Origin of the sequence: Pseudomonas sp. SJZ077, assembly GCF_007993905.1 — a bacterium.
GTDB lineage: Bacteria > Pseudomonadota > Gammaproteobacteria > Pseudomonadales > Pseudomonadaceae > Aquipseudomonas > Aquipseudomonas mandelii.
In genome coordinates this window covers 124127-150369 of the sequence record NZ_VIUJ01000011.1, presented here as the reverse complement: position 1 = coordinate 150369, position 26243 = coordinate 124127, and the positions used below count along the sequence as shown (strand labels likewise).

At 59.9% G+C, this 26243-nt stretch carries 27 protein-coding genes; 15 read left to right on the top strand and 12 right to left on the bottom strand.

Annotated features, from left to right (window positions below):
• Positions 1-349: 349 nt before the first annotated feature.
• Positions 350-1569 (bottom strand): IS3 family transposase gene (locus FBY01_RS18005; RefSeq protein WP_372241875.1). Its coding sequence is split into 2 segments (ribosomal slippage): positions 350-1224 and positions 1224-1569, totalling 1221 coding nucleotides; the frame shifts between segments, so codons are not numbered across the junction.
• A 72-nt stretch (positions 1570-1641) separates the two neighbouring features.
• On the opposite strand from FBY01_RS18005, the gene FBY01_RS18000 reads away from it, so the two are divergent.
• Positions 1642-2172, top strand: a complete 531-nt coding sequence (locus FBY01_RS18000; RefSeq protein ID WP_145308834.1) for a Bro-N domain-containing protein — start codon at positions 1642-1644, stop codon at positions 2170-2172.
• Between the two features lie 288 nt (positions 2173-2460).
• Here FBY01_RS18000 and FBY01_RS17990 read toward each other — a convergent pair whose 3' ends face one another.
• The gene (locus tag FBY01_RS17990; RefSeq protein WP_010467415.1) at positions 2461-2916 is read right to left on the bottom strand and encodes an Lrp/AsnC family transcriptional regulator; all 456 of its coding nucleotides are present in this window, start codon (positions 2914-2916) and stop codon (positions 2461-2463) included.
• A 163-nt stretch (positions 2917-3079) separates the two neighbouring features.
• Here FBY01_RS17990 and yedA point away from each other — a divergent pair, with 163 nt between their 5' ends.
• Positions 3080-4006: a drug/metabolite exporter YedA gene (gene yedA, locus FBY01_RS17985; protein ID WP_145308832.1), complete on the top strand. Its 927-nt coding sequence runs from the start codon at positions 3080-3082 to the stop codon at positions 4004-4006.
• A gap of 77 nt (positions 4007-4083) precedes the next feature.
• Positions 4084-5418: a DEAD/DEAH box helicase gene (locus tag FBY01_RS17980; protein ID WP_010467419.1), complete on the top strand. Its 1335-nt coding sequence runs from the start codon at positions 4084-4086 to the stop codon at positions 5416-5418.
• A gap of 117 nt (positions 5419-5535) precedes the next feature.
• Here the strand turns inward: FBY01_RS17980 and FBY01_RS17975 are convergent, their stop codons facing one another.
• Entirely contained in the window at positions 5536-6777 is a 1242-nt protein-coding gene (locus FBY01_RS17975) for a TIGR03862 family flavoprotein (protein WP_178113264.1), read from the bottom strand.
• A 282-nt stretch (positions 6778-7059) separates the two neighbouring features.
• The gene (locus tag FBY01_RS17970; RefSeq protein ID WP_010467425.1) at positions 7060-7980 is read right to left on the bottom strand and encodes a histone deacetylase; all 921 of its coding nucleotides are present in this window, start codon (positions 7978-7980) and stop codon (positions 7060-7062) included.
• Positions 7981-8053: 73 nt separating this feature from the next.
• On the opposite strand from FBY01_RS17970, the gene FBY01_RS17965 reads away from it, so the two are divergent.
• From FBY01_RS17965 to FBY01_RS17955, 3 genes are all read left to right on the top strand, one after another.
• Entirely contained in the window at positions 8054-8623 is a 570-nt protein-coding gene (locus tag FBY01_RS17965; protein WP_010467427.1) for a GNAT family N-acetyltransferase, read from the top strand.
• A 103-nt stretch (positions 8624-8726) separates the two neighbouring features.
• Entirely contained in the window at positions 8727-9596 is an 870-nt protein-coding gene (gene tesB / locus FBY01_RS17960) for an acyl-CoA thioesterase II (protein WP_145308828.1), read from the top strand.
• The gene (locus FBY01_RS17955) at positions 9593-10186 is read left to right on the top strand and encodes an HAD family hydrolase (RefSeq protein WP_010467429.1); all 594 of its coding nucleotides are present in this window, start codon (positions 9593-9595) and stop codon (positions 10184-10186) included. Before tesB ends, FBY01_RS17955 begins: the two co-directional genes overlap by 4 nt.
• 98 nt (positions 10187-10284) lie before the next feature.
• Here FBY01_RS17955 and FBY01_RS17950 read toward each other — a convergent pair whose 3' ends face one another.
• Together FBY01_RS17950 and FBY01_RS17945 are read right to left on the bottom strand one after the other, a co-directional pair.
• Complete coding sequence (locus FBY01_RS17950; protein ID WP_145308826.1) at positions 10285-11244, bottom strand: alpha/beta fold hydrolase; 960 nt, start codon at positions 11242-11244, stop codon at positions 10285-10287.
• Entirely contained in the window at positions 11245-12138 is an 894-nt protein-coding gene (locus FBY01_RS17945) for a neutral zinc metallopeptidase (RefSeq protein WP_077749423.1), read from the bottom strand.
• Between the two features lie 253 nt (positions 12139-12391).
• On the opposite strand from FBY01_RS17945, the gene FBY01_RS17940 reads away from it, so the two are divergent.
• Both FBY01_RS17940 and FBY01_RS17930 read left to right on the top strand, forming a co-directional pair.
• A complete protein-coding gene (locus FBY01_RS17940) occupies positions 12392-13168 on the top strand; it encodes an IclR family transcriptional regulator (RefSeq protein WP_010467435.1) in 777 nt (258 codons plus the stop codon).
• 227 nt (positions 13169-13395) lie between these two features.
• A complete protein-coding gene (locus tag FBY01_RS17930) occupies positions 13396-14274 on the top strand; it encodes a DMT family transporter (RefSeq protein WP_010467437.1) in 879 nt (292 codons plus the stop codon).
• A 49-nt stretch (positions 14275-14323) separates the two neighbouring features.
• Here FBY01_RS17930 and FBY01_RS17925 read toward each other — a convergent pair whose 3' ends face one another.
• On the bottom strand, positions 14324-15625 hold the full coding sequence (locus tag FBY01_RS17925; protein ID WP_010467439.1) for an MFS transporter: 1302 nt from the start codon (positions 15623-15625) through the stop codon (positions 14324-14326).
• Positions 15626-16011: 386 nt separating this feature from the next.
• Between FBY01_RS17925 and quiC the strand changes: the two genes are divergently transcribed.
• Positions 16012-17913: a 3-dehydroshikimate dehydratase QuiC gene (gene quiC, locus FBY01_RS17920; protein ID WP_145308824.1), complete on the top strand. Its 1902-nt coding sequence runs from the start codon at positions 16012-16014 to the stop codon at positions 17911-17913.
• Positions 17914-18015: 102 nt separating this feature from the next.
• Positions 18016-18693, top strand: coding sequence for a TetR/AcrR family transcriptional regulator (locus FBY01_RS17915; RefSeq protein WP_042932539.1), 678 nt, complete (start codon positions 18016-18018; stop codon positions 18691-18693).
• Between the two features lie 71 nt (positions 18694-18764).
• Here the strand turns inward: FBY01_RS17915 and FBY01_RS17910 are convergent, their stop codons facing one another.
• The 3 genes from FBY01_RS17910 to FBY01_RS17900 form a co-directional block, all read right to left on the bottom strand.
• Entirely contained in the window at positions 18765-19619 is an 855-nt protein-coding gene (locus tag FBY01_RS17910) for a shikimate dehydrogenase (protein WP_145308821.1), read from the bottom strand.
• A 5-nt stretch (positions 19620-19624) separates the two neighbouring features.
• Positions 19625-20065, bottom strand: a complete 441-nt coding sequence (aroQ, locus tag FBY01_RS17905) for a type II 3-dehydroquinate dehydratase (RefSeq protein ID WP_077749419.1) — start codon at positions 20063-20065, stop codon at positions 19625-19627.
• A gap of 140 nt (positions 20066-20205) precedes the next feature.
• The gene (locus tag FBY01_RS17900) at positions 20206-21117 is read right to left on the bottom strand and encodes a LysR family transcriptional regulator (protein WP_010467449.1); all 912 of its coding nucleotides are present in this window, start codon (positions 21115-21117) and stop codon (positions 20206-20208) included.
• A 115-nt stretch (positions 21118-21232) separates the two neighbouring features.
• Here FBY01_RS17900 and FBY01_RS17895 point away from each other — a divergent pair, with 115 nt between their 5' ends.
• From FBY01_RS17895 to FBY01_RS17885, 3 genes are all read left to right on the top strand, one after another.
• A complete protein-coding gene (locus tag FBY01_RS17895; RefSeq protein ID WP_010467451.1) occupies positions 21233-21439 on the top strand; it encodes a 4-oxalocrotonate tautomerase family protein in 207 nt (68 codons plus the stop codon).
• 211 nt (positions 21440-21650) lie between these two features.
• The gene (locus FBY01_RS17890) at positions 21651-22079 is read left to right on the top strand and encodes a DUF4160 domain-containing protein (protein ID WP_145308820.1); all 429 of its coding nucleotides are present in this window, start codon (positions 21651-21653) and stop codon (positions 22077-22079) included.
• Positions 22076-22522: a DUF2442 domain-containing protein gene (locus tag FBY01_RS17885; RefSeq protein WP_145308818.1), complete on the top strand. Its 447-nt coding sequence runs from the start codon at positions 22076-22078 to the stop codon at positions 22520-22522. The genes FBY01_RS17890 and FBY01_RS17885 overlap by 4 nt, the downstream gene beginning before the upstream one ends.
• Positions 22523-22576: 54 nt before the next feature.
• Here FBY01_RS17885 and trmA read toward each other — a convergent pair whose 3' ends face one another.
• Positions 22577-23656, bottom strand: coding sequence for a tRNA (uridine(54)-C5)-methyltransferase TrmA (trmA, locus tag FBY01_RS17880; RefSeq protein ID WP_145308815.1), 1080 nt, complete (start codon positions 23654-23656; stop codon positions 22577-22579).
• A complete protein-coding gene (locus tag FBY01_RS17875; RefSeq protein ID WP_010467459.1) occupies positions 23653-24948 on the bottom strand; it encodes an NCS2 family permease in 1296 nt (431 codons plus the stop codon). The genes trmA and FBY01_RS17875 overlap by 4 nt, the downstream gene beginning before the upstream one ends.
• 215 nt (positions 24949-25163) lie before the next feature.
• Between FBY01_RS17875 and FBY01_RS17870 the strand changes: the two genes are divergently transcribed.
• Both FBY01_RS17870 and FBY01_RS17865 read left to right on the top strand, forming a co-directional pair.
• On the top strand, positions 25164-25622 hold the full coding sequence (locus FBY01_RS17870; RefSeq protein WP_145308813.1) for a DUF4879 domain-containing protein: 459 nt from the start codon (positions 25164-25166) through the stop codon (positions 25620-25622).
• A 67-nt stretch (positions 25623-25689) separates the two neighbouring features.
• Complete coding sequence (locus FBY01_RS17865; RefSeq protein WP_145308811.1) at positions 25690-26241, top strand: DJ-1 family glyoxalase III; 552 nt, start codon at positions 25690-25692, stop codon at positions 26239-26241.
• Positions 26242-26243: the final 2 nt, after the last annotated feature.

The following is a 26243-nucleotide window of genomic DNA, read 5'->3' as shown; positions in this document are numbered from 1 at the left end:
GATTGCTCCTACCAAATATTAGGAATTTGTCCGTCTTGCCCCGTACCTGTCGCATCGATAACCTCTGGGACGTCGCTGCCAATTCAGCGACCGGGTCTGCAAGCCCGCCGATAATTTGTTAGGCGCCTACCGGCGCACCTATAATCGCGTCGCTTTACCTAGCGACCATCGATTTATGGTGGCTGTGTGCGGGAGACCTTCGGGTCTGCCGAGGTTGCCTAACGACTCGGTCTTGCAGACCCGCACACAGCTGCCACCCATCATCTGCAAGTGATGCTGGCATCCCCAACGTTCGTTAGGATATTCGCCATGTGGACTTGCCCCTACCAAAACGGACACCAACTCCCCGTTAAATTGATGCCACTGCTAAGCGCCTGAACTCCCTCGGTGAGCGATAGTTCAAGGCGCTGTGCGGATGCTGCTCGTTGTAATGTTCGAAGGCAATGGCCAGGTTACGCAGCGCCGTTTCTCGATCCGGCTTGGGCATGTGCGCCACGTAATCACGTTTGATCGTCTTCACGAAGCTCTCGGCCATGCCGTTGCTCTGCGGGCTGCGTACTGGGGTGGTCACCGGCTGCAAGCCGATCTGTCGAGCAAACAGGCGCGTCTGTTCGGCGGTGTAGGCCGAACCGTTATCGCTGAGCCACTGCACCGGCGTTGCAGGCAGTTGATCACCGAAGCGCTTCTCCACGCTTTCCAACATCAAGTCGCGGATGTCATCGCCGCTGTACCCGGTTGGGCTGGCGACCCAGCCGATGGCTTCGCGGTCACAGCAGTCCAGGGCGAAGGTCACGCTCAGTTTGGCGCCGTCCTCACAACGGAATTCAAAGCCGTCCGAGCACCAACGCGTATCGCTGGTTTGCACCGCAATACGGCCTTCGTGCCGACGCGGCACGCCGGGTTGTTTGATCCGGCGTTCAAGTAGCAGGTTGTGATCACGCATCACCCGGTAAACCCGCTTCACGTTGATCGCGGGTAGCAACTGGGTTTCACGGGCGCGACGCAGCAATCCCCAGACTCGACGGTAGCCATAGCTGGGCAGTTCACTGACCTGTTGCTGGATTTCGGCCACCAACTCAGCGTCGTTCACAGGCCTGCTTCGCCGTGTCTTGGGCGATACCGATTGCTTGATTCGAACCGTTAATTGCGAGCGCGCCACACCGAGACATTCGCTGACCAGCTTCACTGGTCGTCCCCCGGCAACAAGGGTGAGTGCGCAATCCATTTTCGCGACCGGGCGATCTCCACGGCCTCTTTGAGGATTTCTGCTTCCATCGTTTTCTTGCCCAGCATCCGTTGCAGTTCACGGATCTGCTTGAGCGCATCGCTCAACTCGGAGGCAGGCACCACGGCTTCGCCGGCACTGACCGCCGACAGGCTGCCGTCCTGATAAAGCTTGCGCCACAGAAACAGCTGATTGGCATTGATGCCGTTGCGCCGAGCGACGACCGACACACTTTGTCCTGGTTCAAGGCTCTCGCGAACCATGGCCAGCTTTTGCTCTGGGCTCCAGCGGCGCCGCCGCTCCTGGCCCAAAAGCTCCCCACTCTTATCGTTGCTGTTAGTCATAAACATAACCGTTTGCCTATCCCTTATCGTAAGGGGGAAACGGTGTCCTGTCTTTCATGGGGCTCGTTCACCATGATCAAAGTTACCCCCAATCCCCCTGAAGATTTAGATCAGTCCTTAATACTGCAAACAGCTGCATGCGCAGCTCACTTCACCCACAAAACATTCATCCGTCACCACATCCAGCTGCGCGCACTGTTGATGCACGCAGAGCCCTGGTTTTGCGCCCGCGATATCGGTCGATTGATGGGGGTGGACATAAATGGAAGGCAAGTGCTCAAGCTTGATGCGGATCAGAAGCAACTGATGTGTCTGTCCGGAAATGATGACCTCGAAGAGACCTTGATGCTGAGTGAATCGGGCGTATACGCGATGTTGGTGTACCACTACTGCCCGGAAAACCGCCATTTACGACGTTGGCTGACCCACGACGTGGTGCCGATGTTGCGGGAGGAAGTCGGGTCCATTTCGAATCAAGCGCCGCATATGCGGGCGATGGAATGGGCGGGCGGAACGCTGCGACTGCTGCATTGGCGCAAAGAACCTTGGGTGCGCCTGCGGGATATGCCGGGCTTGTTGCCTGCAAGTTACTGCGGCGTCTGACAGATCGCTTCGCGGGCAAGTCGAATCGTCGCACCGCCGCTCCCACAGGAATCAGGTGACATCCGTGGGGGTGGGGTTGTGGACAGGCTCACCGGGCCATGGCCGATGCTGAAATGGCGGCCAACCTGACGTCGCACCTGGCCTTAAGCGTCATCGCGGGTTCTAAGTACGCTGCAAATCCCCTGTGGGAGTGAGCCTGCTCGCGATAGCGATTTATCATTCAACGTTGATGTCGACTGATACTCCGCTATCGCGAGCAGGCTCGCTCCTACAGGGACTGCGCCGTTTTCAGACTTTGCTGTTGCCTTCCAATTGCCCCAGCGGCACGCGCTTCTCTATCGCGCTCGACAGCACAATCGAGGTCTTGCTGAACCCGAACTTGGCGATCCGGTTGATCAGCTCTTCCAGCTCCGGCATCGAGCCCACCGCAGCCTGCATGATCACGCACGGATCACCCGTGACCCGGTGGCATTCAGTTAGCTGTGGGATTTTGATCAGGTCGTCGTAGGCTTTTTGATTTCCATGCTGGTTCAAACGCAACTCGATCACGCACTGGATCGGCAGCCCAAGCTTGGCCATGTCGACTTTCGCCTGGTAACCGGTAATTACCCCGCTGGCTTCGAGTTTGGCCACGCGCTCGGCCACGGCCGGGGCGGACAGGTTGACCTTGCGCGCCAGGTCGGCGTAGGACGCACGGCCGTTTTCCAGCAGGGCGCTGAGCAGCATGCGGTCGTATTTATCCATCGTCGTATACCTGAAAAATGACTGACTTTCGAAAACACGGCTTATAGCGTCAATCTCCGTGTTTTGAAAAGTGTACCGGCGCTATAAACAGGTTTTGTAACTTATTTTAAGCCGCTGGCCTTTCTAGAATAGCCGTTCACATTGTCCTGTCATCGAGCTGCCCATGCCTGGCTTACGTCGTTTCCCCTTACCGTTGATCGCCGCCTTTTTCGCGTTGTACGTGATTTGGGGCTCGACTTACCTGGTGATCCGCATCGGCGTGGCGTACTGGCCGCCGTTGCTGCTCGCCGGCATCCGTTTCGTGATCGCCGGGAGTTTGATGTACGCCTTCCTGCGCTGGCGCGGGGCACCGGCCCCGACCTGGGCGCAGTGGAAAGCCGCCGGGATCATCGGGATTTTGCTGCTGACGTGCGGTAACGGCGCGGTCAGTGTGGCCGAACACACAGGTGTCGCTTCCGGTGTCGCGGCACTGGCGGTGGCGACAGTGCCGCTGTTTACCTTGCTCTGCGGCTATTTCTGGGGCGCGCGCAATACCCGTCTCGAATGGGCCGGCATTGTGCTCGGGCTGATCGGCATCGCCATGCTTAACCTCGGTTCCAACCTGCAATCGAGCCCGCTGGGTGCGGCGTTGCTGGTGTTCGCGGCCGCGTCCTGGGCGTTCGGCTCGGTCTGGAGCAAACAATTGCCATTGCCTCAGGGCGCCATGGCCAGTGCCGTGGAAATGCTGGTGGGCGGCGTGGCATTGCTGATCGGCAGCGCGCTGAGCGGCGAGCATCTGCAGGCGATGCCGCCGATCGAAGGCTGGGCAGCCCTGGCCTACCTGACCTTCTTCGGTTCGATCATCGCCTTCAACGCTTACATGTACCTGTTGAAAAACGTGCGTCCGGCGGCGGCGACCAGTTATGCCTACGTCAACCCGGCGGTCGCGGTGTTGCTGGGGATCGTATTTGCCGGGGAGACCATTGGCATCGAAGAAGCGCTGGCCATGTTGGTGATTATCAGTGCCGTGGTGTTGATCGGATTGCCGCAGTGGCGTGGGGCACCGGAACGACCTGCTGCTGTGGTGCAGACAGAATCGAGTGTGAATTAGGGTAAACTGCGCGCCATTGCATCTTTTTCGCACACTTGTTTTGAAAAACCCGCGCTGAATTTTCCTACGGTAATCCCATGACTTTCGCCACCCTTGGCCTGATCGAACCCTTGCTGCGCTCTCTCGAGACGCTCGGCTACCAGACCCCGACGCCGGTTCAGGCGCAAGCCATTCCGGCGGTGCTGGCCGGTCGCGACCTGATGGCCGCCGCCCAGACCGGCACTGGCAAGACCGCCGGCTTCGCGCTGCCGCTCCTGCAATTGTTGGCCATGGAAGGGCCGAAAGTGGCGTCTAACTCGGTGCGCGCACTGATCCTGGTGCCGACCCGCGAACTGGCCGAACAGGTTCACGAAGCCGTGCGTCAGTACGCCGAGAACCTGCCGTTGAGCACTTATGCCGTGTACGGCGGCGTCAGCATCAACCCGCAAATGATGAAGCTGCGCAAGGGTGTTGACGTGCTGGTGGCGACGCCGGGTCGTTTGCTCGATCTGTATCGCCAGAAGGCCCTCAAGTTCAATCAGCTGCAAACCCTGATTCTGGATGAAGCCGATCGCATGCTTGATCTGGGTTTCTCCGAGGAGCTGGGGAATATCTACCGCGTGCTGCCCAAGCAACGTCAGACGCTGCTGTTCTCCGCAACGTTCTCCGACGCGATCCGCTTGCTGGCTGGACAAATGCTCAACGATCCGCTGAGCATCGAAGTCAGCCCGCGCAACGTCGCTGCCAGCACCGTCAAGCAGTGGGTCGTGGTGGTGGACAAGAAGCGCAAGCCTGAACTGTTCGTTCACTTGATGCGCAAGGGCAAGTGGAAGCAGGTGCTGGTGTTCGCCAAGACCCGCAATGGTGTGGACGCGCTGGTGGAAAAACTCCAGGGCCTGGGCATCAATGCCGACGGCATCCACGGCGACAAACCGCAGGCAACCCGTCAGCGTGCGCTGGACCGGTTCAAGGCCAGTGAAGTGCAGATTCTTGTGGCCACCGACGTTGCGGCCCGTGGTCTGGATATCGAAGATTTGCCATTGGTGGTCAACTTCGACCTGCCGATCGTGGCGGAGGACTACATCCACCGGATCGGTCGTACCGGTCGCGCGGGTGCAAGCGGGCAGGCCATTTCGCTGGTGTGTGCCGATGAAGTGAATCTGCTGTCGGCCATCGAGACGTTGACCCGTCAGACATTGCCACGGCAGATGGAACATGACTTCGAACCTGAGCACCGGGTGCCGGATACCGACGCCAGCGGTCAGGTCGTCAAGAAGCCGAAAAAACCGAAGAAGCCGAAGACCTCCGGTGGCGGTAAACGCAATCTGGGTAAGTGGGTCGAGAGTGGGGATGCTTCGGCGCCGGAGCCTTCGATCAAGCCTGTGCGCAAAGTGCCGGTGTTTAACACTGGGCCGCGTAAGCGTAAGCCTTAAAAAGCTTCGGCGTCTGTCAGGACGCCTTCGCGAGCAGGCTCGCTCCCACAGGGGATTTGTGAACGACACAGATCCAGTGTGGAAGTGAGCCTGCTCGCGATGGGCACGACTCGGTCTTCAAGCCTTGCGCTTCAACCACTCCACCATCCCCAACCCCGCCGCACGCCCACTGGCGAAACACGCGGTCAGCAGATAGCCACCGGTCGGCGCTTCCCAATCGAGCATTTCCCCCGCGCAGAACACCCCAGGCAATTGCTTGAGCATCAGCCGTTCATCCATCGACTCGAACATCACGCCTCCGGCGCTGCTGATGGCCTCGTCCAGTGGACGGGTTTTAACCAGCATCAGGGGCAACGCCTTGATCGCCCTGGCCAGCAACGCCGGATCAGCAAAGCTTTCGGCCGGTGTGAGTTCGCGTAGTAACGCCGCTTTCACCCCATCGATCCCGAGCTGGCTGTGCAGGTGTTTGGACATGGAGCGGGAGCCACGGGGTTTGCTCAGCGCCGCCTGAACTTTATCCACAGGCCGGCCCGGCAACAGGTCAAGATGAACGGTGGCGGAGCCGTGCTGATTGATGGCCTCGCGAATCGGTGCCGAGAGGGCGTAGATCAAGCTGCCTTCGATCCCGGTCGCGGTGATCACGCATTCGCCCAAGCGCGGCACGTCGTCATTGAGACCGATGGCGATGTTCTTCAGCGGCGCGCCAGCAAATTTGCTGACCATCAACTCGCTCCAGGCCTGCACCTCGAAGCCGCAATTGCTCGGTTGCAACGGCATCAGTCCTACGCTTCGCTGCTCCAATGGCAGCATCCACGCGCCGTCCGAACCGAGGCGTGACCAGCTGCCTCCGCCGAGGGCCAGCAAGGTGGCGTCGGGCTTGATGATGGTTTCGCCGTCGGGGCTGTCGATGCGTAACCCACCGTGGTCATCCCAGCCGAGCCAGCGGTGGCGGGTGTGGATAACGACGCCGGCCTCGCGCAGACGCTTGAGCCAGGCGCGCAACAGGGGGGCCGCTTTCATGTCGGTCGGAAACACCCGGCCGGAGCTGCCGACGAAGGTTTCGATGCCCAGGTCTTGAATCCACTGGCACAACGCATCAGCGCCGAATGAGCGAAGCAGCGGGGCAATCTGCGGCGCGCGTTCGGCATAGCGCGAGAGAAACGCCGGGTAGGCTTCGGAATGGGTGATGTTCATGCCGCCGACACCGGCCAGCAGGAATTTTCGCCCCACCGACGGCATGCCGTCGTACAGGTCGACCTTGATCCCGGCCTGGCTCAGCACTTCGGCCGCCATCAGACCGGCGGGGCCGCCGCCGATGATGGCGACGTGAGAAGGGGAGGAGGTCGAGGGCTGGGTCATGGAGTGCGCTGCGGTTCGGCGGAATAAGCCGGGCATTCTATCAGCACAGATCCCTGTGGGAGTGAGCCTGCTCGCGATGGCCGTGGGTCAGTCAAAATCGATGTTGGATGTGATGGACTCATCGCGAGCAGGCTCGCTCCCACATTGGTTCCGGGGTGTTCATAAAATAGTGATCAAAAAACAACCAGTGCTCTGCATGCTATATGAAGCATGGCCTGCAGACCCTTTCACTCAGGTTATCCACAGGCAGTTCCACAGGCATTGTGGGTAAAGACTCACACCTCAATGACACCCTGATGACTGCCAGACCCGTTGCGCGCTGTGATGCAGGATGCCGTGGCGGCGCGCCAGGGCCTGGCGGTCCTTGCTGTAGCCGCCGCCAATCACTCCTACCACCGGAATATCCCGACCCAGGCAGTGGCGCATCACGCTTTCATCGCGAGCGGCCACGCCTTCGTCGGTCAGCTTCAGGTAACCGAGGGCGTCGTCCTTGTGCACGTCGACGCCGGCGTCATACAACACCAGATCCGGTTGGTAGAGCGGTAGCAAATAATTCAGCGCGTCATCCACCACCTTCAGGTAATCGGCATCGCCCATGCCTTTTGGCAGCGGGATGTCCCAGTCGCTTTCAGCCTTGCGTGCAGGAAAATTCTTTTCGCAGTGCAGGGAAACAGTCACCGCCTCCGGGGTGTTGTGCAGAATCCGTGCAGTCCCGTCGCCCTGGTGCACGTCGCAATCGAAGATCAGCACCCGATTCACACGGCCGCTTTCCAGCAGGAAATGGCTGATCACCGCCAGGTCATTGAAGATGCAGAAACCCGCCGGATAGTCGTAATGCGCGTGATGGGTGCCTCCGGCCAAATGACAGGCCAGCCCATGTTCCAGCGCCTGTTCTGCCGCAAGCAACGATCCGCCGACCGCCCGCACGGTGCGTCGGGCCAGCGCTTCGCTCCAGGGCAGGCCGAGGCGCCGCTGGTCTTCGCGGGACAACTCGCCGCTCATGTAGCGTTCGATATAGGCAGCGTCATGGGCGAGGGCGAGAATCTCCGGGGGGCAGAGCTCCGGGCGCAGCAGGTCGGCGTCCCGGGTCAGGCCGCTGTCCACCAAGTGATCGCGCAGCAGGCGAAATTTGTCCATGGGGAAGCGGTGATCCGCCGGGAATTCGGGGCTGTAGTCTTCGTGGTAGATCAGCGGCAGCGGCATAACGAATTCAGGTAGGAATGAGTGAAGGATCCTACCAGCGTTGTAGACTTGCGGCATGGAAAGGGGAGGAAAGATGGAGCCGATACTGGAACTCGAGAGCGCACGACTGCTGTTGCGGCAGTGGCGCGATGAGGATTTGCCGGAGTTTGCGGCGATGTGCGCCGATCCACAGGTGATGCGATATTTTCCGGCGCCTTTAAGTCGTCTGGAAAGTGCGTCGCTGATCGGACGGATTCGCGGGCATTTTGCCGAACATGGCTTTGGTCTCTGGGCGCTGGAGCGCAAGGACACCGGGGCATTCATCGGTTTCACCGGCCTCGGTGTGGTTGGTTTCGATGCGCCGTTCACCCCGGCGACCGAAATCGGCTGGCGCCTGGCGCGCGAGCATTGGGGCTTGGGTTATGCCAGTGAGGCGGCGTGGACCGCTCTGCGCTGCGGCTTTGATCGGTTGGCGCTGCAAGAAGTCGTGTCGTTTACCGCCAAAGACAACCTGCCTTCGGAAAAAGTCATGCAGGCGATCGGCATGCACCATGATTCAGCCGATGACTTTGACCATCCCAAGCTCGCGGCTGATCATCCCCTGCGTCACCATGTGCTGTATCGCATCTCCCGTGAACAATGGCTGCAAACCTTGCATGGATAAGCAGTCACGGACGTTTACAATGGCTGCCATGGGCCCTGGCCATAAACTGAATCGACCGCCGCAGCCAAGACTGCGCGGCAAGCTTTGTGTGAGGAGAGTCTGAATGAGCCAAGTGTTGGATGATCTGGTCGATTTGCTGACCCTGGAACCGATCGAAGAAAACCTGTTTCGTGGCCGCAGTCAGGACCTGGGTTTTCGTCAGTTGTTCGGCGGTCAGGTGATCGGTCAGTCGTTGTCGGCGGCCAGTCAGACAGTCGAAGAAGCGCGCCATGTGCATTCGATGCACGGTTATTTCCTGCGCCCGGGCGATTCCGCGTTGCCTGTGGTGTATCAGGTTGACCGGGTGCGTGATGGCGGCAGTTTCAGCACGCGTCGGGTGACGGCGATCCAGAAAGGCAACCCGATCTTTACCTGCAGCGCCTCGTTCCAGTACGACGAAAAAGGCTTCGAGCATCAGGCCGAGATGCCGACCGTGGTCGGCCCGGAAAACCTGCCCTCGGAACTGGAACTCGCCCAGCAGCGTGCGCACCTGATCCCTGAGCACATGCGCGAGAAATTTCTGTGCCCCAAGCCGATCGAATTCCGACCGATCACCGAGAAAGATCCCTACAACCCGCAACCGTCAGATCCGATCAAGTACGTCTGGTTTCGCGCCGACGGTGCTTTGGCCGACTCTCCGGCGTTGCACAAATACCTGCTGGCCTATGCCTCGGACTTCGGTCTGCTGACCACCTCGATGCAGCCCCATGGAAAATCGGTCTGGCAGAAAGACATGCAAGTCGCCAGCCTCGATCACTCGCTGTGGTTCCATGCGGACCTGCGCGCCGATGACTGGTTGCTGTACGCGATGGACAGCCCCTGGGCCGGCAATTCTCGCGGGTTCACCCGTGGCAGCGTGTTCAACCGTGCCGGGCAACTGGTGGCGTCGGTGACGCAGGAAGGCTTGATCCGTCACCGCAAGGATTGGGCATGAGCCTGGCCGAGGTGCGGCACTGGGTGTTCGACATGGACGGCACCCTGACGGTGGCCGTGCATGACTTCGCGGCGATCCGCGTGGCGTTGGCGATTCCCGCCGAAGACGACATCCTGACCCACCTCGCGGCGCTGCCGGCCGATGAAGCGGCCGCCAAGCATGCTTGGCTGCTGGAGCACGAACGGGACTTGGCGCTGGGTTCGAAACCGGCGCCGGGTGCGGTGGAGCTGGTGCGGGAGTTGGCCGGGCGCGGTTATCGTCTTGGCATTCTCACGCGCAATGCTCGGGAGCTGGCGCACGTAACCCTGGAAGCGATCGGCCTGGCTGACTGTTTTGCCGTGGAGGATGTGCTGGGGCGTGATGAAGCACCGCCTAAACCGCATCCCGGTGGTTTATTGAAACTGGCCGAGGCCTGGCACGTGCCGGCGAGCGAGATGGTGATGGTCGGTGATTACCGCTTTGATCTGGATTGCGGCCGAGCGGCGGGGGCGCGGACGGTGTTGGTGAATCTGCCGGATAACCCTTGGCCGGAGCTGACGGATTGGCATGCGGCGGATTGTGCGGTGTTGCGGGAGATGCTTTCGGCTTGAGGGCCCCTTCGCTGGCAAGCCTCGCTCCTACAGTGGGGCGCGCTGCCTTTGTAGGAGCGAGGCTTGCCCGCGAAGATGTCAGATCAGGCCATACAAACTCACTGACCAAACAATACCTTCTGCCCCTCCGGTGACGTCAGCATCCCATCCCCGTTATGCCCGACCCCTGGCACTTCAACCAGCCGCTGATTCACCCCTTTCGGATTACGACGCAGCAGGTAATTGAAAAAATTCTTCCCGCGAACCAGACGATAAGCACCTTGGGCTTCGGCCTCGCAACTTTTGTCCAGCGCCGGATGCTGCGGGTCGGTGTCTTGCTGCCCGAGCAGATAAGTCACGTCCCGTTTGACGTAATTTCCTTCAATCTGTGGTGCCGTTTGCCCACTGGCATATACCGGTAAATCCGTCAGCCCGTATTTCCAGCGATTGAAACCGGGGCACGCCGCATGGTTGAACGCCACTGGCCGCTGCTCATTGAAATACGCATAGGACGAAGCGTTGGCGACCACGTAGCGAAGCTTCACGCCGGCGGCCGTCAAGGCCGGTTGCTCGCGGGCCAGCAACGCATATCGCTGCACCACCTGAGCGCCACCGGAGTGGCCTGCGAGGATGATTTCCTTCACGTCCGGAAACTGTCGATGGTCGCCGACTCGCTCGATGATTTGATCGAGGGCTGCAAAGGAACTCAGCGCAAAAGGAGCGGTGGATAAACCTCCTGCCATCCAGTCATTGCCCTGCCAGCGCAACACCGTGTCTGCCACAGGATGAAGTGCGATGTCGGTTTCGTTGAGGAATTGCGGCGCGATCACCAGGGTGCTTGCACTTTGCCCGGCCAGTTCCGCTGCGCGCTCGGCGCTCTGGCGATAGGTTTCAGCGTTGCGCAGACGACCATGGATGATGATCAGCACGCGTTCGATTTTCGCGGGCGCCGGGCCGAGGCTCACTGCCATCTCACCTTCTTTCAACAACAACCGCCCGGGGCTGAGCTCTTTGACGCCATGCTCCGCAGCCTGGGTGCTCGCGCAGGTGAACAACAACATCAACAACCACTTATTCATTTAAAGGTTTTTCGCCGCAAAGGTATCGCACTGGCCCACCTGGCCTTGCGCAAATCCGGTTTTGAACCAGCGCACCCTTTGCGCCGATGTGCCATGGGTAAACGAGTCCGGTACCACCCGACCCTGCCCCTGTTGTTGCAAACGGTCATCGCCGATGGCGTTGGCCGCGTTCAAGGCTTCTTCGATGTCACCCGGTTCCAGCCAGTTCAGACGCTGCTGCGCATTGTTGGCCCAGACGCCGGCCAGGCAATCGGCCTGCAACTCCTGACGCACCAACAAGCCGCCATCACCTTCCATCTGCCGGCCTTGCTGGCGAGCTGTCTGAATTTTCGCGGAAACGCCGAGCAATGTCTGAACGTGGTGTCCGACTTCATGAGCGATCACGTAGGCCTGGGCGAAGTCACCGGCCGCGGAAAAGCGTTGCGACATTTCCTGGAAAAAAGCCATGTCCAGGTAGACCTTCTGGTCGGCCGGGCAATAGAACGGTCCGGTCGCCGATGTCGCCAGACCACAGGCCGAATTAACCCGGTTGCTGAACAGCACCAGCGTCGGGTTTTTATACTGCCGACCGGCCTGCTGGAAAATCTGGCCCCAGGTGTCTTCGGTATCGCCGAGGATCGAGCGCACGAATTCGGCGCCTTCATCATTGGCCGGCGGCGCCTTGCGGCTCTGGTTGGTGGCCGGTGCCGATTGCTCGGTCATTTGTCCGGTCAGTTGCCCGAGGATTTGCATCGGGTCCTGGCCGGTGAGCCAGCCGATCCCCACAATCAGGATGATCGCGGTCAGGCTCAGGCCTTTGCCGCCACCAAAACGCATCCCACCGCCACCGCTGCCGGCATCATCACCACGGGCGTCGACCACGTTGTCGCTGCGTCGGCCTTTTTTCCATAGCATGTGGGAATCCTCTGATTGTCCGTGGTGATGAGTGTTGCTGGTGTGGGGGGGCGGCGCCAGTCCGGCTGTCCGGCATTTCGTTCACTGGCCGGAAGAATCGCTGACTGTAGGAACATGGATCACCCATTGAATTCCGTCAGGGCGCGGATTTTTATCGAACGGGCGACCCGCGGGTCTGTCGAGCATCGGGTTCCAGATTTCGCATTACAGGGTTCATCTTCTAGAATCAGGCAAATTGTAGGTGGAACCTCCCATGGCCGGCAGTCAGATCGAACGTGTCTTCAATGTGCTCGAAAGCCTCACCAGTGACCCTCGCGGTCTGCCGATGCAGATGCTCGCGGAGCAACTGGACATCCCGAAAAGCGCAACTCACCGCCTGCTCGCGGAACTGATCAGGTTGGGTTATGTGCGGCAGAATCCGGAGAACCTGCGGTATCACTTGTCCACCAAACTGGTGGCGATGGGGTTTCGTTATTTGTCGGGCAGCGGCGCCGATATCGTTCAGCCAGTGCTGGATCGCCTGGCCCAGGACACCGGGGAGTTGGTGCGTCTGGGGGTGATTGAAGGTGAGCGGCAGATCTGGATTGCCAAGTCCCAGGGGGCCCGTTCCGGCCTGCGCTACGACCCGGAAATGGGCCGCGATGCGCCGTTGTTTTATACCGCGTCGGGCCATGCGTGGCTGGCGTGCATGAGCGATGCCGAAGCGTTGTCGCTGGTTGAGCGCCAGGGCGGCGAGCAGCCAAAAGACCTCGGGCCGAATGCTCCGCGATCCAACATTGAACTGCTCGAACGTCTGCGTTTGGCGCGGGAGCAGGGCTATGCCTGGGTCGAGGAAAGCTCGGCGGTGGGCACCTCGGCGATCGCGGCGGTGGTGCGGCACCCGAGCGAGGGTCGTGTGATCGGTGTGCTGAGCATCGCCGGACCGAGTGCGCGGATGCCGGGGGCGCGGTTGCATGAATTGGCGCCGCTGTTGTTGAGGTATACCGAGGAATTGGCGGCGGCGAGTCTGGCGTCGGAGTTGTTCAGCTAATTTACGGGGAGCGAGCCTGCTCGCGAAAGTGAACTTTCAAATAGCTCAAATGTTGAATGTCAGTCCGCCATCGCGAGCAGGCTCACTTCCACGGTTGATTTTTATTGATCGTGAAACTGTGCGGTATTCGAACACTTTCGGCTGAAGCTTGTGTTGGAATCTGGAACCAGGTTCTAAATTATTGGAACTCGCCGCCCGAGACACGTTGCACTTCTCAAGGGAAACCCATGACCGCCAGCACTCCGCTCTCCGGCGTTAACCAGCCCTTCAAAGGGATTTTGCTGATTGTCGTCGCCACTTTCCTGTTTTCCAGCCATGACGCCTTTTCGAAATACCTCTCGGGCTTCTATCCGATCGTGATGGTGGTCTGGGCTCGTTATGTGGTGCACACCTTGTTGATGGCCGGGATTTTTCTGCCGCAGTCCGGGTTGCGCGTCCTACGGACCAAACGACCGATGCTGCAGTTGGTGAGGGCGTTGTGCCTGTTGGGCACCAGTTTGTTTTTTACCACCGGCCTGCAGTACATCCCGTTGGCTGAAGCGACGGCGGTCAACTTTCTTGCGCCGGTTCTGGTGACTGCGCTCTCGGTGCCGCTGTTGGGGGAGCGCGTGACACGTGGCCAATGGATCGCGGTGATTTGCGGGTTTGTCGGCGTATTGATCATCGTCCACCCCGGTGGCGATCTGTTCACGCCGGCGGTGCTGCTGCCGCTCTGTTCAGCGCTGTTTTTCTGCTTTTATCAGTTGCTTACTCGCAAGCTCAGCAACATCGACAGCCCGACCACCAGCAACTTCTTCGCCGGCTTGTGCAACACCCTGGTGATGAGCGCGCTGGTGCCGTTCTTCTGGCAAGTGCCGACACTGGGGCATGGTTTCATGATGGTGGCGCTGGGGACCTGCGGGATGACCGCGCATTTGTTTCTGACTCAGGCCTTCCGCCACGCCGCGCCCGCGTTGTTGGCGCCGTTCGGTTACTGCCAGATCGTCTTTGCCGGTTTGCTGGGCTGGCTGCTGTTCTCCCACACACCGACCCTGACCACGGTGATCGGGATCGCGGTGATTTGCTGCAGCGGGTTGGCGGCGGCGTGGCAACAGAGTCGTCGGTAGGAAAATCAAACAGGCAGGCCTGGAACCAGGCCTGCCAAGGGAGGGGACTTTACTCGGTGACAGTAGGAATCTTGCGCGGTGCCATGAAGTACATCCAGGTCAGGGCAATGAAGTACATCGCCGGAATCAGGGTGAACAGCACGGTGTAGTTGTTGTTGGTGACCGTCAGGATGTGGCCGACCAACTGAGTCATGAACATACCGCCGATGGCTGCGCACATGCCGCCGAATCCAAATACCGTACTCATCATGTGTTTAGGCGTGTAGTCCATCACCAGGCTCCAGATGTTGGCGGTCCAGGCCTGGTGCGCACCGATGGCCAGGGAGATGGCGAACACCGCGACCCACAGACTGCTCGAACCCGCCGCCATGATTACGCCGACGATGCAGCAGGCGAACAGGAACATGGACAACAGGCGCGCCTTGATCGGATTCATGCCGCGGCCGATCAGGAGCGAGGACAGGATCCCGCCGCCGACGCTGCCGAAGTCTGCAGTCAGGTAGATGATGATCAGCGGGATACCCATCTGGGTCACGTTGATCCCCAGGTTGTATTGCTGATTGAGAAACGGCGGCAGCCAGTACAGGTAGAACCAGAACACCGGTGCGGTGATGGAGTAGGCGAGGGCGAAGGCCCAGGTGCCACGCATGCGCAGGATTTTCGAGAACGGTACACGGGTCTGCTCCGGCTCGACTTCCTTCTGGATGTAGTCCAGTTCCGATTGTTTGACGCTCGGATGGTCTTCCGGGTTGAAGTACTTCAAACCCCAGAACAGCAACCAGATCCCGCCCAGTGACGCCATGCACAGGAACGCGGCTTGCCAGCCCCACACGTGCAGGATCAGCGGCAGCAGCATCGGCGTGAACATTGCGCCGACGTTGGTGCCGGCGTTGAAGATGCCGGTGGCCACGGCGCGCTCGCCGGCCGGGAACCACAAGCGCGTGGTTTTCACGCAAGCCGGGTAGTTGGCGGCTTCGGTCAAACCGAGGATGAACCGGCAGACCATGAAGCCGACCGCCGACGTGGCCAGGCCGTGGGCGCCGGTCGCCAGGCTCCAGAGCAACACTGCGCAGAAGAACACGCGCTTCACACCGACCCGATCGATCAACCGGCCTTGCAGCACGAAACCGATGGCGTAGCCGACCTGGAACCAGAAGTTGATGTTGGCGTAGTCCATCGCCGTCCAGCTCATTTCCTTGGCGAGGATAGGCTGCATGACGCCCAGTGCAGCGCGGTCGATGTAGTTGAGCGTGGTGGCAAAAAACACCAGTGCCAGCATGCCCCAACGGGTCTTGCCGACCGCCATGGCGCCGCGAATCTTGTCGCCGATACCGCCGCTGGCAGGAGTCATGGAGGAACGCTCCACGGGAGAGCTTTGAGAAGGAGTCATGTAGGCCACCGATTATTTTTATGTGGTGTTCTGAGTCTTTGGTCATCGAGACCGATGTGTGTGACCGGGCTCAATGTGTCGTCGATGTTGGGCAGTGGACGAAAAATCGTCAATTCGCCAAGGGCCATTGTGTTCGATAATCGCACGCAAAACTAACTGGGTAGTACACTTTAAATTGCTGTGTTCGACTGCCAAGCCAATAATTCCCCCGAGAGAAACGCGATCCCTGTAGGAGCCAGGCTTGCCGGCGATGGCGTCCTCAAGATCGCCTTCGCGAGCAAGCTTCGCTCCTGCAAAAAGGGTGCGACGCCTTTAATAAGATTGTCTCCACCACCGGGAGCCGAAATATGCAGCGTTCCATTGCCACCGTTTCCTTGAGCGGTACCCTGCCGGAAAAACTCGAAGCCATTGCCGCCGCCGGGTTCGACGGGGTGGAGATCTTCGAAAACGACCTTCTCTACTACGACGGCAGCCCGCGGGAAATCAAGCAGATGTGCGCCGATCTCGGGATCGCGATCACACTGTTTCAACCCTTTCGGGACTTTGAAGGCTGCCGCCGCGACCGTTTGCATCGCAATCTGGAACGGGCCGAGCGCAAGTTCGACCTGATGCAGGAACTGGGCACCGACCTGGTGCTGGTGTGCAGCAACGCGTCCGCCGATTCCATCGGTGATGAAAATATCCTCATCGACGACTTGCGCCTGCTGGCCGAACGCGCCGGCGCACGCGGGTTGCGGATTGGCTACGAAGCGCTGGCCTGGGGCCGGCATGTGAACACCTGGCAACAGGTGTGGAACATCGTCCGTCAGGCCGATCACCCAAGCCTCGGTGTGCTGCTGGACAGCTTTCACACGCTGTCGCTCAAGGGTGATCCGAGTTCGATCGCCGAGATCCCTGGCGATAAAATCTTCTTCGTACAAATGGCCGACGCACCGATTCTGGCGATGGACGTGCTCGAGTGGAGCCGGCATTTCCGCTGCTTCCCAGGTCAGGGCGAATTCGATTTGCCGGGCTTCCTGGCTCCGATCATCAAGAGTGGGTACACCGGGCCGCTGTCGCTGGAAATCTTCAACGACGGTTTCCGTGCCGCGCCGCCTCGGGCCAATGCCGCCGACGGTTTGCGTTCGTTGCTGTATCTGGAGGAGAAAACCCGTCAGCGTCTGGCACAGGAAACGACACCGGCGGTCAGCCTCGACATACTGTTCGAAACGCCCAAGGCCAGCGAATACAACGGCATCGAGTTTCTCGAATTCGCTGTGGACGAAAGCCTTGGCGCCAAGCTTTCCCATTGGCTGGAGCGACTGGGTTTCGTCAAAGCCGGGCAACATCGCTCCAAGAGCGTGAGCCTGCTGCGTCAAGGTGACATCAACCTGATCCTCAATTCCGAGCCTTACTCGTTTGCCCACAGTTTTTTCGAAGCGCACGGTCCGTCGCTGTGCGCCACCGCCGTGCGGGTCAAGGACAGCGCCTGTGCGCTCGCTCGGGCCGTGGCTTACAAGGGGCAACCGTATCGCGGACTGGTCGGTCCCAATGAACTTGAGCTCGCTGCCGTGCGCGCACCGGATGGCAGCCTGATTTATCTGGTGGATCAGGACGCCGATGTCTACGGCACTGATTTCCATCTGCAACCGGCTGCCGTGGCCGGTGGTGGCCTCAAACGCATCGACCACATGGCGATGGCATTGCCGGCCGACAGTCTCGACAGTTGGGTGCTGTTCTATAAGAGCCTGCTGGATTTCGAAGCCGATGACGAAGTGGTGCTGCCCGATCCTTACGGTTTGGTGAAAAGTCGAGCGTTGCGCAGTCGTGACAGTTCGATTCGCCTGCCGCTGAACATTTCCGAAAACCGCAACACCGCGATCTCACACGCGCTGTCGAGTTATCGCGGCTCCGGCGTGCATCACATCGCGTTTGATTGCGATGACATCTTTGCCGAAGTCAGTCGTGCCAAAGAGGCGGGCGTGCCGCTGCTGGATATTCCGCTCAACTATTACGATGACCTCGCTGCACGGTTCGATTTCGACGACGAATTCCTCAGTGAACTGGCGTATTTCAACGTTCTTTATGACCGCGATGCCCAGGGCGGCGAGCTGTTCCATGTGTACACGGAGCCGTTCGAAGGGCGGTTCTTCTTTGAAATCATCCAGCGCAAAAATGGCTACGCCGGTTACGGTGCGGCCAATGTGGCGGTACGCCTGGCGGCCATGGCCAAGTCCCGAAGTGGTGCGGTACGTCCGGCAAAGTTGTAGGAAAATCGTAAACACGGCGACAAACCGCTGCCGCGCGGCTTCCTTCACTGTGCGGCGCGGCCCATAATCGCCAGCCTGTGCAGTGATGGCCGTGAGCCCGCAATGACGATAACTTCAGAACTCTCCGCAGTGCCCGCCGAACCGATTGCCGGGCCGCGCAAGAGTCGCAAGAACAACCCGGAAAAGACCCGCGAGAACATCCTTCAAGAGGCGATTGTCGAATTCGTCCAGCAAGGGCTTTCCGGTGCTCGCGTCGATGCCATCGCCGAGCGCATCCACACTTCCAAACGCATGATTTATTACTACTTCGGCAGTAAGGAACAGCTGTACGTCGAGGTGCTGGAGAAACTCTACGGCGACATCCGCAACACGGAAAACCATCTGCACCTGGCCGAACTGGCGCCGGTGGAGGCGATTCGGCGACTGGTGGAATTCACCTTCGACCACCATGACCGCAACGTCGATTTCGTGCGCATCGTCAGCATCGAGAACATTCACAACGCGGAGTACGTGAAGCGTTCCGATGCGATCAAGGCGATGAACAACACCATCCTCGATTCCCTGGGCGTGATTTTGCGTCGCGGGGCTGAAGAGGGCGTGTTCCGTTCAGGGCTTGAGCCGCTGGATGTGCATCTGCTGATCAGCTCGTTTTGCTTTTATCGCGTGTCCAACCGTCATACCTTCGGTGAGATTTTTCAGATCGACTTGCCGGACGAAAGCATCAAGCAGCGTCATCGGGAGATGATCTGCGAGTCGGTCTTGCGATACCTGCAAGCCTGACCTGTGGCGAGGGGGCGTCGGAACACCGCATCGCCCCGTTGGGCTGCGATGCAGCCCTCATACTTTCAACCTTAGCCATTCATGCTCTGAAAATGCGCCAACATCCGCTGCGCATCCGGCACCACGCCACTGAACAACTCAAACGCCTTCACCGCCTGAAACACCGCCATGTTGCCGCCATCCAGCGTTCGGCAACCCAAGGCGCGGGCATTGCGTAGCAACTCGGTTTCCAGCGGAAAATAAACAATCTCCGCCACCCACAATTCACTTCGCAGCAACTCCACGGGCACCGGCATGCCCGGCAGTTTCTTCATGCCCATGGGCGTGGTGTTCACTAACCCATCCGCCTGGCCCAGCGTGCTCGGCAAATCATGCCCCGCCACGGCCCGGCCAGCGCCGAAGTGTTGATTGAGATTGTCCGCCAAGGACTGCGCACGGCTGATTTCCACATCGAAAATACTCAGCAGCTGTACGCCTTCACTCAATAGCGCATGGGCCACTGCCGCCCCGGCCCCGCCAGCGCCCATCTGGACCACACGCTCGCGGGCAACGTCCTTCAAGCCCCGGCGAAAACCCTCGGCAAAACCGAGGCAATCGGTGTTGTGGCCGATGCGCTTGCCGTCCTTCAGCACGACCGTGTTCACCGCCCCGATGCCGCGAGCTTCCGGCGACAATTCGTCGAGCAACGGGATGATCGCCTGCTTGCACGGGAAGGTGATATTCAGGCCGGTGAAGTTCATGCGTTCGGCGGCCATCAACAGATCGGGCAGGGCGCTGCTGTCGAGTTTCAACTGATCGAGGTCGATCAAGCGATACAGATAACGCAAACCCTGGGCATCACCTTCATGCTCGTGCAGTGCCGGAGTACGGGAAGCCTGGATGCCGGCGCCGATCAGCCCGGCCAGTACCGCGTTGTTCTGAGTCACGGTGCTTACCCCTTCAAACGTTGGCTGAAGTAATCCAGCGCCAGGCGATAACCATGGCTGCCGAAACCGGCCATCACCGCTGTGGCAATGGCGGAAACGAAGGAGTGATGCCGGAAGGGTTCGCGGGCGTGAACGTTGGACAGGTGAACTTCGACCACTGGCAATTCGCTGGCGACCAAGGCATCGCGGATCGCGACTGACGTGTGCGTCCAGGCCGCCGGGTTGATGACAATCCCGGCGCAACGGCCACGGGCCGCGTGAATCCAGTCGAGCAATTCGCCTTCATGGTTGGTTTGGCGAAACTCCACTGCCAAGCCGAATTCTTCGGCGGCGCGTCCGCACAGGGCAGAGATATCGGCCAGGGTTTCGTGACCATAAGTCGCCGGTTCGCGGGTGCCAAGCAGGTTCAGATTCGGGCCGTTGAGCACCAGAACGATAGGGGACATCGAAGTCTCTCCACATATTATTTTTGGAATGGGCTGAGGTGATCAGCCTGTGGAGATAAATTGTACTAGCTGGTTAGTTCGGTCAATTGAAGAGCGGTTTCAGTGAGGTTTTGTGTGCGGTGATCGGACAGTCGCACGACTTATCGCGGCAGATGCTCGACCAGGAAATCGATAAATGCCCGCAGTCTAAGCGGCATATGACGGGTCTGTGGATAGAGCAGGGTGAAGGGGCGCGAGCGTCCGCCATACGGCTTGAGCACTTCCACCAATGAGCCATCGGCCAGTTCGTTTTCAACGATGAAGCGGTAGGTTTGAAAAAGCCCCGCCCCGTGTTTGGCCAGGGTCACGCCGCCGAGTACGTCGTCAGAACAACTGAGGCTGCCCTCGGCAAGAATCTCCCGCGGGACGCCGTCGTCGTTGAACAGCCAGGCAATGCGCCGACCGCTGCTGGGCAATTCGTATTGAATGCATTCGTGCTGCGCAAGGTCGTCCAGGCTTTGCGGGGTGCCCGCGCGCTTCAGGTAATCGGGGCTGGCAATCATCACCAGGGCGGCGTCCTCAAGGTGCCGGGCGATGAGCCCGGAATCCGGAATCGCCCGCACGCGGATCGCCATGTCATAGCCTTCGCCGACAAAATCGATGTTGCGATTGCTGATGTGCGATTCGACTTTCACGTCTGGAAAACGCGCCCGGAATGCCGGCAACAACGGCAAGATCCGATGGTGCGCATACGTCGTGGGAATACTGATGCGCAGTGTCCCGGACGGTTGCTGTTGCTGGCCCATGACCTCGCGCTGAGCCTCCACCAACTGCGCCAGGGCCTGACGACATTCCTCGTAATAGCGCCGACCGCTGTCGGTCAGCTTGACGCTGCGGGTGGTACGCGCAAACAGCCGCACGCCCAGACGTTCTTCCATGCGCGACACCGATCGACTCACGGCGGCCGGTGTGACGCCCGCCACCAACGCGGCCGCCGTAAAGCTGCCGGCCTCGGCGGCGAGGCAAAACAGTTCGATGCTGCCCAGCTGAAGATCGTCGAATACTCGCTGCATGATGGATGACACCGGGGGTCAATGAGGGACTGGATTTCGCCACTGTAGATGAAATCGGCCCGGCGGTGCTTTACTTGACCGGCGTCTTCCTTGATAACCGGCCAGGAGCAGCATCATGCCTTTCGTCAGCGTGCGTATTACCCGTGACGGCGTCACCCGGGAGCAGAAAGCCCAAGTCATCGCCGAGATTACCGACACCTTGGAGCGAGTCCTCGGCAAGGATCCGAAATTGACCCACATCGTGATCGAAGAAGTCGACACCGATAACTGGGGTTATGCCGGCATGACCACCACCGAGTATCGAAAAAACCTGCCGGGATGAGGGTGTTACACGCCCGCAGAGCCGTCCTCGTGACGGCTTTTTTGTGGGCGCGGCGAAAGGATTGCTTACTATTTTGCGCCGTTATCCACCGGTCCAAGGCGAGGCTTGGCGCTAGTCTCAGAGGCGTAAAGGCGATTTGGCGTCGCGCCAATTGTCGGTTTTCCAGGGAATGTCGGGTCTTCGGATTCCTTAACCTAACGGATGGGTTGGTATGCGGTTATTCAGCTACAAAGGGTTTTCAATGGTGATCATGTTGCGTGATGAGCACTGTCCGCCTCACGCACATGTGGACGCCGGAAGCTGGAGCGCACGCTTCAAATTCTGCTTTTGGCACAACAGTGTCGAGCTGTGGGATGTGATTCCTCATTCAAATCGGCCGCCAGTGGCCGTGCTGGAAGGATTGCGTCACGCACTCGGCCAACCCGCCCACTTGCGCCGCGCCCGTGCCATCTGGTGGGGCGAGTTGCACACGGTCTGTCTTGATCATCAGATTTGGGACTGGCAGGCCAGCGAAGTCGTGGTGATAAAAAGGATTGCGAGTACGACCTGGATGATTGGCTCGGCTTGCTATGAACCCGAGACGAACAAGACCCTGTTGGCGCTGATCGGCGCTCCTGAGGGTGTGGAGATCCAACTATGAAAACGATACAGGCAGGCATGCTGGTCGATCGGCCTGTCACCGAGGCCGTGCTGGATGAAGCCATCCAGCGCGGGCAAGTGCGCCAGAAGAGCGGATTGCAGGCGACTTCGGTGAGGTTTGTGGAGCCTTGTCTGGCGGTCAGTTTCATTGATGGCAGTGGCGTGCTGCTGCCCGTGCAGCACTATCCGGAATTTGATGATTTTGACGTCGAGGATTTCGCAGACCTCAAAGTCGGCTTTTCCGGAACCGCCCTGTGCCATGAGGGCAAGGATCTGCACGTGTCCATCGCTGGGATGATTTCGGCGAGCAAGCCGTTGATGGACATGGCTGCCTCGGTCATCGCCTCGCGCAATGGTCGCCAAAGCAGCGCCGCCAAAGCCGAGGCCGCGCGGGCCAATGGCCGAAAAGGCGGGCGTCCGCGCAGGACAGATGTCACCGATTGAGCACCCACAAAAAAGCCGTCGTGATGACGGCTGATTTGTCTAAGCGACTGACCTTCAACGACGGGTCAGCAACACCCCGGATTCCATGTGATGTGTCCACGGAAACTGGTCGAATATCGCGCACTGGGTGATGCGATGGGTGTCGTGCAACTGGGCGATGTTGGCGGCCAGGGTTTCCGGGTTGCAGGAGATATAGAGGATGTTGTCGAAGCGCCGGGTCAGTTCGCAGGTGTCCGGGTCCATGCCGGCGCGAGGCGGATCGACGAAGACGCTACCGAATTCGTAGCTCTTCAGGTCGATCCCCTGCAGGCGACGGAACGGGCGAACTTCGTTCAGGGCTTCGGTCAGCTCTTCTGCGGACAACCGCACCAGGGTTACGTTATCCACAGCGTTTTCGCTGAGGTTGCTCAGTGCGGCGTTGACCGAAGTCTTGCTGATTTCCGTGGCCAGCACTTTGCGCACACGGGTCGCCAGCGGCAGGGTGAAGTTGCCGTTGCCGCAATACAGCTCCAGCAAATCGTCAGGGCGATCGCCGAGGGCGTCGTAAGCCCAGTTGAGCATCTTCTGGTTCACGGTGCCGTTGGGCTGGGTGAATGCACCTTCGGGCTGGCGGTAGCTGAACGTGCGGCCACCGACGTCGAGTTTCTCGACCACGTAATCATGGCCAATCACTTCGCGTTTGCCTTTCGAACGACCGATAACGCTGACGTTCAGGTCGGTGGCCAGTTTCGATGCCGCCGCGTGCCAGTGTTCATCCAGTGGACGGTGATAGCACAAGGTGATCATCGCATCGCCGGCCAGGGTGGTCAGAAACTCCACCTGAAACAGCTTGTGGCTCAGCGCCGCACTTGCCTTCCAGGCCGCCTTGAGCTGCGGCATCAGTTCATTGATGCGCAGGCTGGCGATCGGGAACGCTTCGATCAGGATCGGCGTGCGTTTGTCTTCCTGGGAAAACATCGCGTAATGCCGATCGCCGCCTTCGCGCCACAGGCGGAATTCGGCACGCAGGCGGAAATTTTTCAGCGGCGAGTCAAACACCGCAGGTTCCGGTGCATCGAACGGAGCCAGCAGATCGCGCAGGCGCGTGACCTTTTCTTCGAGCTGAACGGCGTAGGCCTGGGAATCAAAAGTCATGCGTTGAACCAACCCAACTTGATCACAAACAGAATCGAAAGAATCACCAGCGCCGGGTTCAGCTCACGGCCGCGGCCGGACAGCAACTTGATCGCGGTCCAGGAGATGAAACCGAAGGCGATGCCGTTGGCGATGGAGTACGTAAACGGCATGGCCAGCGTAGTGACCACGACCGGTGCGGCGACGGTGATGTCATCCCAGTCTATTTCGGCCAGACCGGATGTCATCAACACCGCGACGAACAGCAGCGCCGGTGCGGTGGCGAACGCCGGAACACTGGCGGCCAACGGCGAGAAGAACAGCGCAAGCAGGAACAGGATCGCCACCACGACGGCCGTGAGGCCGGTACGGCCACCGGCACTCACGCCAGCGGCGGATTCGATGTAGCTGGTGGTGGTCGAGGTGCCCAGCAGCGAACCGGCCATGGCCGCGGTGCTGTCGGCGATCAGGGCGCGGCCCATTTTTGGCATGTGGCCGTCCTTGCCCATCAGGCCGGCGCGCTTGGCGACGCCGATCAGGGTGCCGGAGTTATCGAACAGGTCGACGAACAGGAAAGCGAAAATCACGCTGACCAGACCGATGTCGAGCGCACCTTTGATGTCCAGTTGCAGGAAGGTCGGCGCCAGGGACGGCGGCATCGACATCACGCCGCCGAACGGCGTGAAGCCCAATGCGATGGACGCGATGGTCACGACCAGAATGCCGATCAGCACCGCACCGCGCACGGCGAGCGCTTCGAGGGCAACGATCAGGGCAAAACCGAGGGTCGCGAGGATCGGAGCGGGTTGCTTCAAATCACCGAGGCCAACCATGGTCGCCGGGTTGCTGACGACGATGCCGGCGTTATGCAGGGCGATCAGCGCCAGGAACAGGCCGATACCGGCGGCAATCGCTGAGCGTAGCGGCAGCGGTATGCTGTTGATGATCCATTCGCGGATGCGGAAGATCGACAACAGGAAGAACAGCACCGCCGAGATGAACACCGCCCCCAGCGCCACTTGCCAGGTGTGGCCCATGTGCAGGACCACGGTGTAGGTAAAGAAGGCGTTCAGGCCCATGCCCGGCGCGAGTGCGATCGGGTAGTTGGCGATCAGGCCCATCACCGTGGAGCCGATGGCTGCTGCCAGGCAGGTCGCGACAAACACCGCGCCCTTGTCCATGCCGGTCTCGCCGAGGATGCTCGGGTTGACGAACAGAATGTAGGCCATGGCCAAGAAGGTCGTGACGCCCGCCAGAATCTCGGTCCGCACGTTGGTGTTGTGTGCCTTGAGTTGAAACAGCCTTTCCAGCATGTCTGCTCCCCGTGGCGCGCCGGGCGCCGTGAATGTATCGACCTCAACAGCAAAGCACAGACCGCTGATAGCGCCTGGTAATTTTCTGTGGGCCGGAAAAAGCCGCGCATCATACCAGCAGCGTGGGGCTATGGCTGCTTATGGCTGCGATCGTCGTCGATGTTTTGCCGTAAAGCGAAGTGAGCCATACTGCGCGCTGGTTTTGGGGGGGCGTTATGAAGTGCATTAAAAAGCGTGGGATTGCGGTGGTGGGCGTCGCGATGGCGTTGTGGCTGGGGGCGCAAACTGCTTCGGCGGCGATGGCGGCTCCGTTGAGCCAGGTGAAAGTGATCAAGGTCCAATCGCCGGGCTGTGGTCTTGAAAACATTGTCGAGAAACAGGAGCAGACGAGCTGCGACCACAGTGGTCCGGACATCAAGGTCTACGTTCTGGAAATTGGATATGGCAGCCTTAGTCCGCACGTCGCGCTGGATGGTTTTAACGTAGACGGCACCCGGACGGCGGTGTGTGCCTATCAAACCGGCAACCTGAGGGAGTGCGCATCCGGAGAAACAACCGTCGGCTATCTGTACATCTTCGATCTGAAGGGCAAGCAGGACGGCATCTTCACCTTCAGCAACACGTCCATCAACGCGCCCCGCAACACGATGTCGACACAGCTTTACATCAAGTAACGGCTGCGTTCGAACAAGGGTCAGGAAAGCTGACTACGCTTTAAAGATCATTCTGTGGACCGCGCCCATGACCTTTAGAGCTTTGATTACCCTCGCCGAGGGCATCGACGACCTGCAAACCGTCACCCTGATCGATGTATTGCGCCGCGCCAAGGTTGAGGTGGTGGCGGCGAGCATCGAGGGGCGACGCATGATCACTTGTGCCCGCGGTACCCGCCTGACCGCCGATGCAATGCTGGTGGACTTGCTGGCCCAGCCGTTCGACCTTCTCGTATTGCCTGGAGGCGAGGTGGGCTCCCAGCACCTCGCCGCACATCAACCCCTGCAACAGTTGATCAAGGACCAGGCCGCCGCCGGGCGTCTGTTCGCCGGCATTGGTGAATCCCCCGCGCTGGCGTTGCAAGCCTTTGGCGTCTTGCGTCAGCGGCGCATGACCTGCCTGCCATCGGCCAGCCATCAATTGTCGGGCTGCAATTTTGTCGACCAGCCCGTGGTGGTCGACGGCAATTGCATCACTGCCCAGGGATCGGGGGCGGCGCTGCCGTTTGCGCTGGCGCTGGTGGAGCAACTGTGCGGTAAAGCTGCTCGGGCTGCGGTGGCGGTTGAGTTGGTGGTCTGACT

Bases quoted from the DNA above. Each gene is read 5' to 3' on its own strand.
- quiC (WP_145308824.1), top strand. From the start codon at position 16,012: ATGCAGCGTTCCATTGCCACCGTTTCCTTGAGCGGTACCCTGCCGGAA.
- FBY01_RS17940 (WP_010467435.1), top strand. From the start codon at position 12,392: ATGGCCGGCAGTCAGATCGAACGTGTCTTCAATGTGCTCGAAAGCCTC.
- FBY01_RS18000 (WP_145308834.1), top strand. From the start codon at position 1,642: ATGATCAAAGTTACCCCCAATCCCCCTGAAGATTTAGATCAGTCCTTA.
- FBY01_RS17990 (WP_010467415.1), bottom strand. From the start codon at position 2,916: ATGGATAAATACGACCGCATGCTGCTCAGCGCCCTGCTGGAAAACGGC.
- FBY01_RS17955 (WP_010467429.1), top strand. From the start codon at position 9,593: ATGAGCCTGGCCGAGGTGCGGCACTGGGTGTTCGACATGGACGGCACC.
- FBY01_RS17925 (WP_010467439.1), bottom strand. From the start codon at position 15,625: ATGACTCCTGCCAGCGGCGGTATCGGCGACAAGATTCGCGGCGCCATG.
- aroQ (WP_077749419.1), bottom strand. From the start codon at position 20,065: ATGTCCCCTATCGTTCTGGTGCTCAACGGCCCGAATCTGAACCTGCTT.
- FBY01_RS17890 (WP_145308820.1), top strand. From the start codon at position 21,651: ATGCGGTTATTCAGCTACAAAGGGTTTTCAATGGTGATCATGTTGCGT.
- yedA (WP_145308832.1), top strand. From the start codon at position 3,080: ATGCCTGGCTTACGTCGTTTCCCCTTACCGTTGATCGCCGCCTTTTTC.
- FBY01_RS17970 (WP_010467425.1), bottom strand. From the start codon at position 7,980: ATGCCGCTGCCGCTGATCTACCACGAAGACTACAGCCCCGAATTCCCG.
- FBY01_RS17975 (WP_178113264.1), bottom strand. From the start codon at position 6,777: ATGACCCAGCCCTCGACCTCCTCCCCTTCTCACGTCGCCATCATCGGC.
- FBY01_RS17875 (WP_010467459.1), bottom strand. From the start codon at position 24,948: ATGCTGGAAAGGCTGTTTCAACTCAAGGCACACAACACCAACGTGCGG.
- FBY01_RS17870 (WP_145308813.1), top strand. From the start codon at position 25,164: ATGAAGTGCATTAAAAAGCGTGGGATTGCGGTGGTGGGCGTCGCGATG.
- FBY01_RS17885 (WP_145308818.1), top strand. From the start codon at position 22,076: ATGAAAACGATACAGGCAGGCATGCTGGTCGATCGGCCTGTCACCGAG.
- trmA (WP_145308815.1), bottom strand. From the start codon at position 23,656: ATGACTTTTGATTCCCAGGCCTACGCCGTTCAGCTCGAAGAAAAGGTC.
- tesB (WP_145308828.1), top strand. From the start codon at position 8,727: ATGAGCCAAGTGTTGGATGATCTGGTCGATTTGCTGACCCTGGAACCG.
- FBY01_RS17980 (WP_010467419.1), top strand. From the start codon at position 4,084: ATGACTTTCGCCACCCTTGGCCTGATCGAACCCTTGCTGCGCTCTCTC.
- FBY01_RS17900 (WP_010467449.1), bottom strand. From the start codon at position 21,117: ATGCAGCGAGTATTCGACGATCTTCAGCTGGGCAGCATCGAACTGTTT.
- FBY01_RS17865 (WP_145308811.1), top strand. From the start codon at position 25,690: ATGACCTTTAGAGCTTTGATTACCCTCGCCGAGGGCATCGACGACCTG.
- FBY01_RS17930 (WP_010467437.1), top strand. From the start codon at position 13,396: ATGACCGCCAGCACTCCGCTCTCCGGCGTTAACCAGCCCTTCAAAGGG.
- FBY01_RS17965 (WP_010467427.1), top strand. From the start codon at position 8,054: ATGGAGCCGATACTGGAACTCGAGAGCGCACGACTGCTGTTGCGGCAG.
- FBY01_RS17915 (WP_042932539.1), top strand. From the start codon at position 18,016: ATGACGATAACTTCAGAACTCTCCGCAGTGCCCGCCGAACCGATTGCC.
- FBY01_RS17950 (WP_145308826.1), bottom strand. From the start codon at position 11,244: ATGAATAAGTGGTTGTTGATGTTGTTGTTCACCTGCGCGAGCACCCAG.
- FBY01_RS17945 (WP_077749423.1), bottom strand. From the start codon at position 12,138: ATGCTATGGAAAAAAGGCCGACGCAGCGACAACGTGGTCGACGCCCGT.
- FBY01_RS17895 (WP_010467451.1), top strand. From the start codon at position 21,233: ATGCCTTTCGTCAGCGTGCGTATTACCCGTGACGGCGTCACCCGGGAG.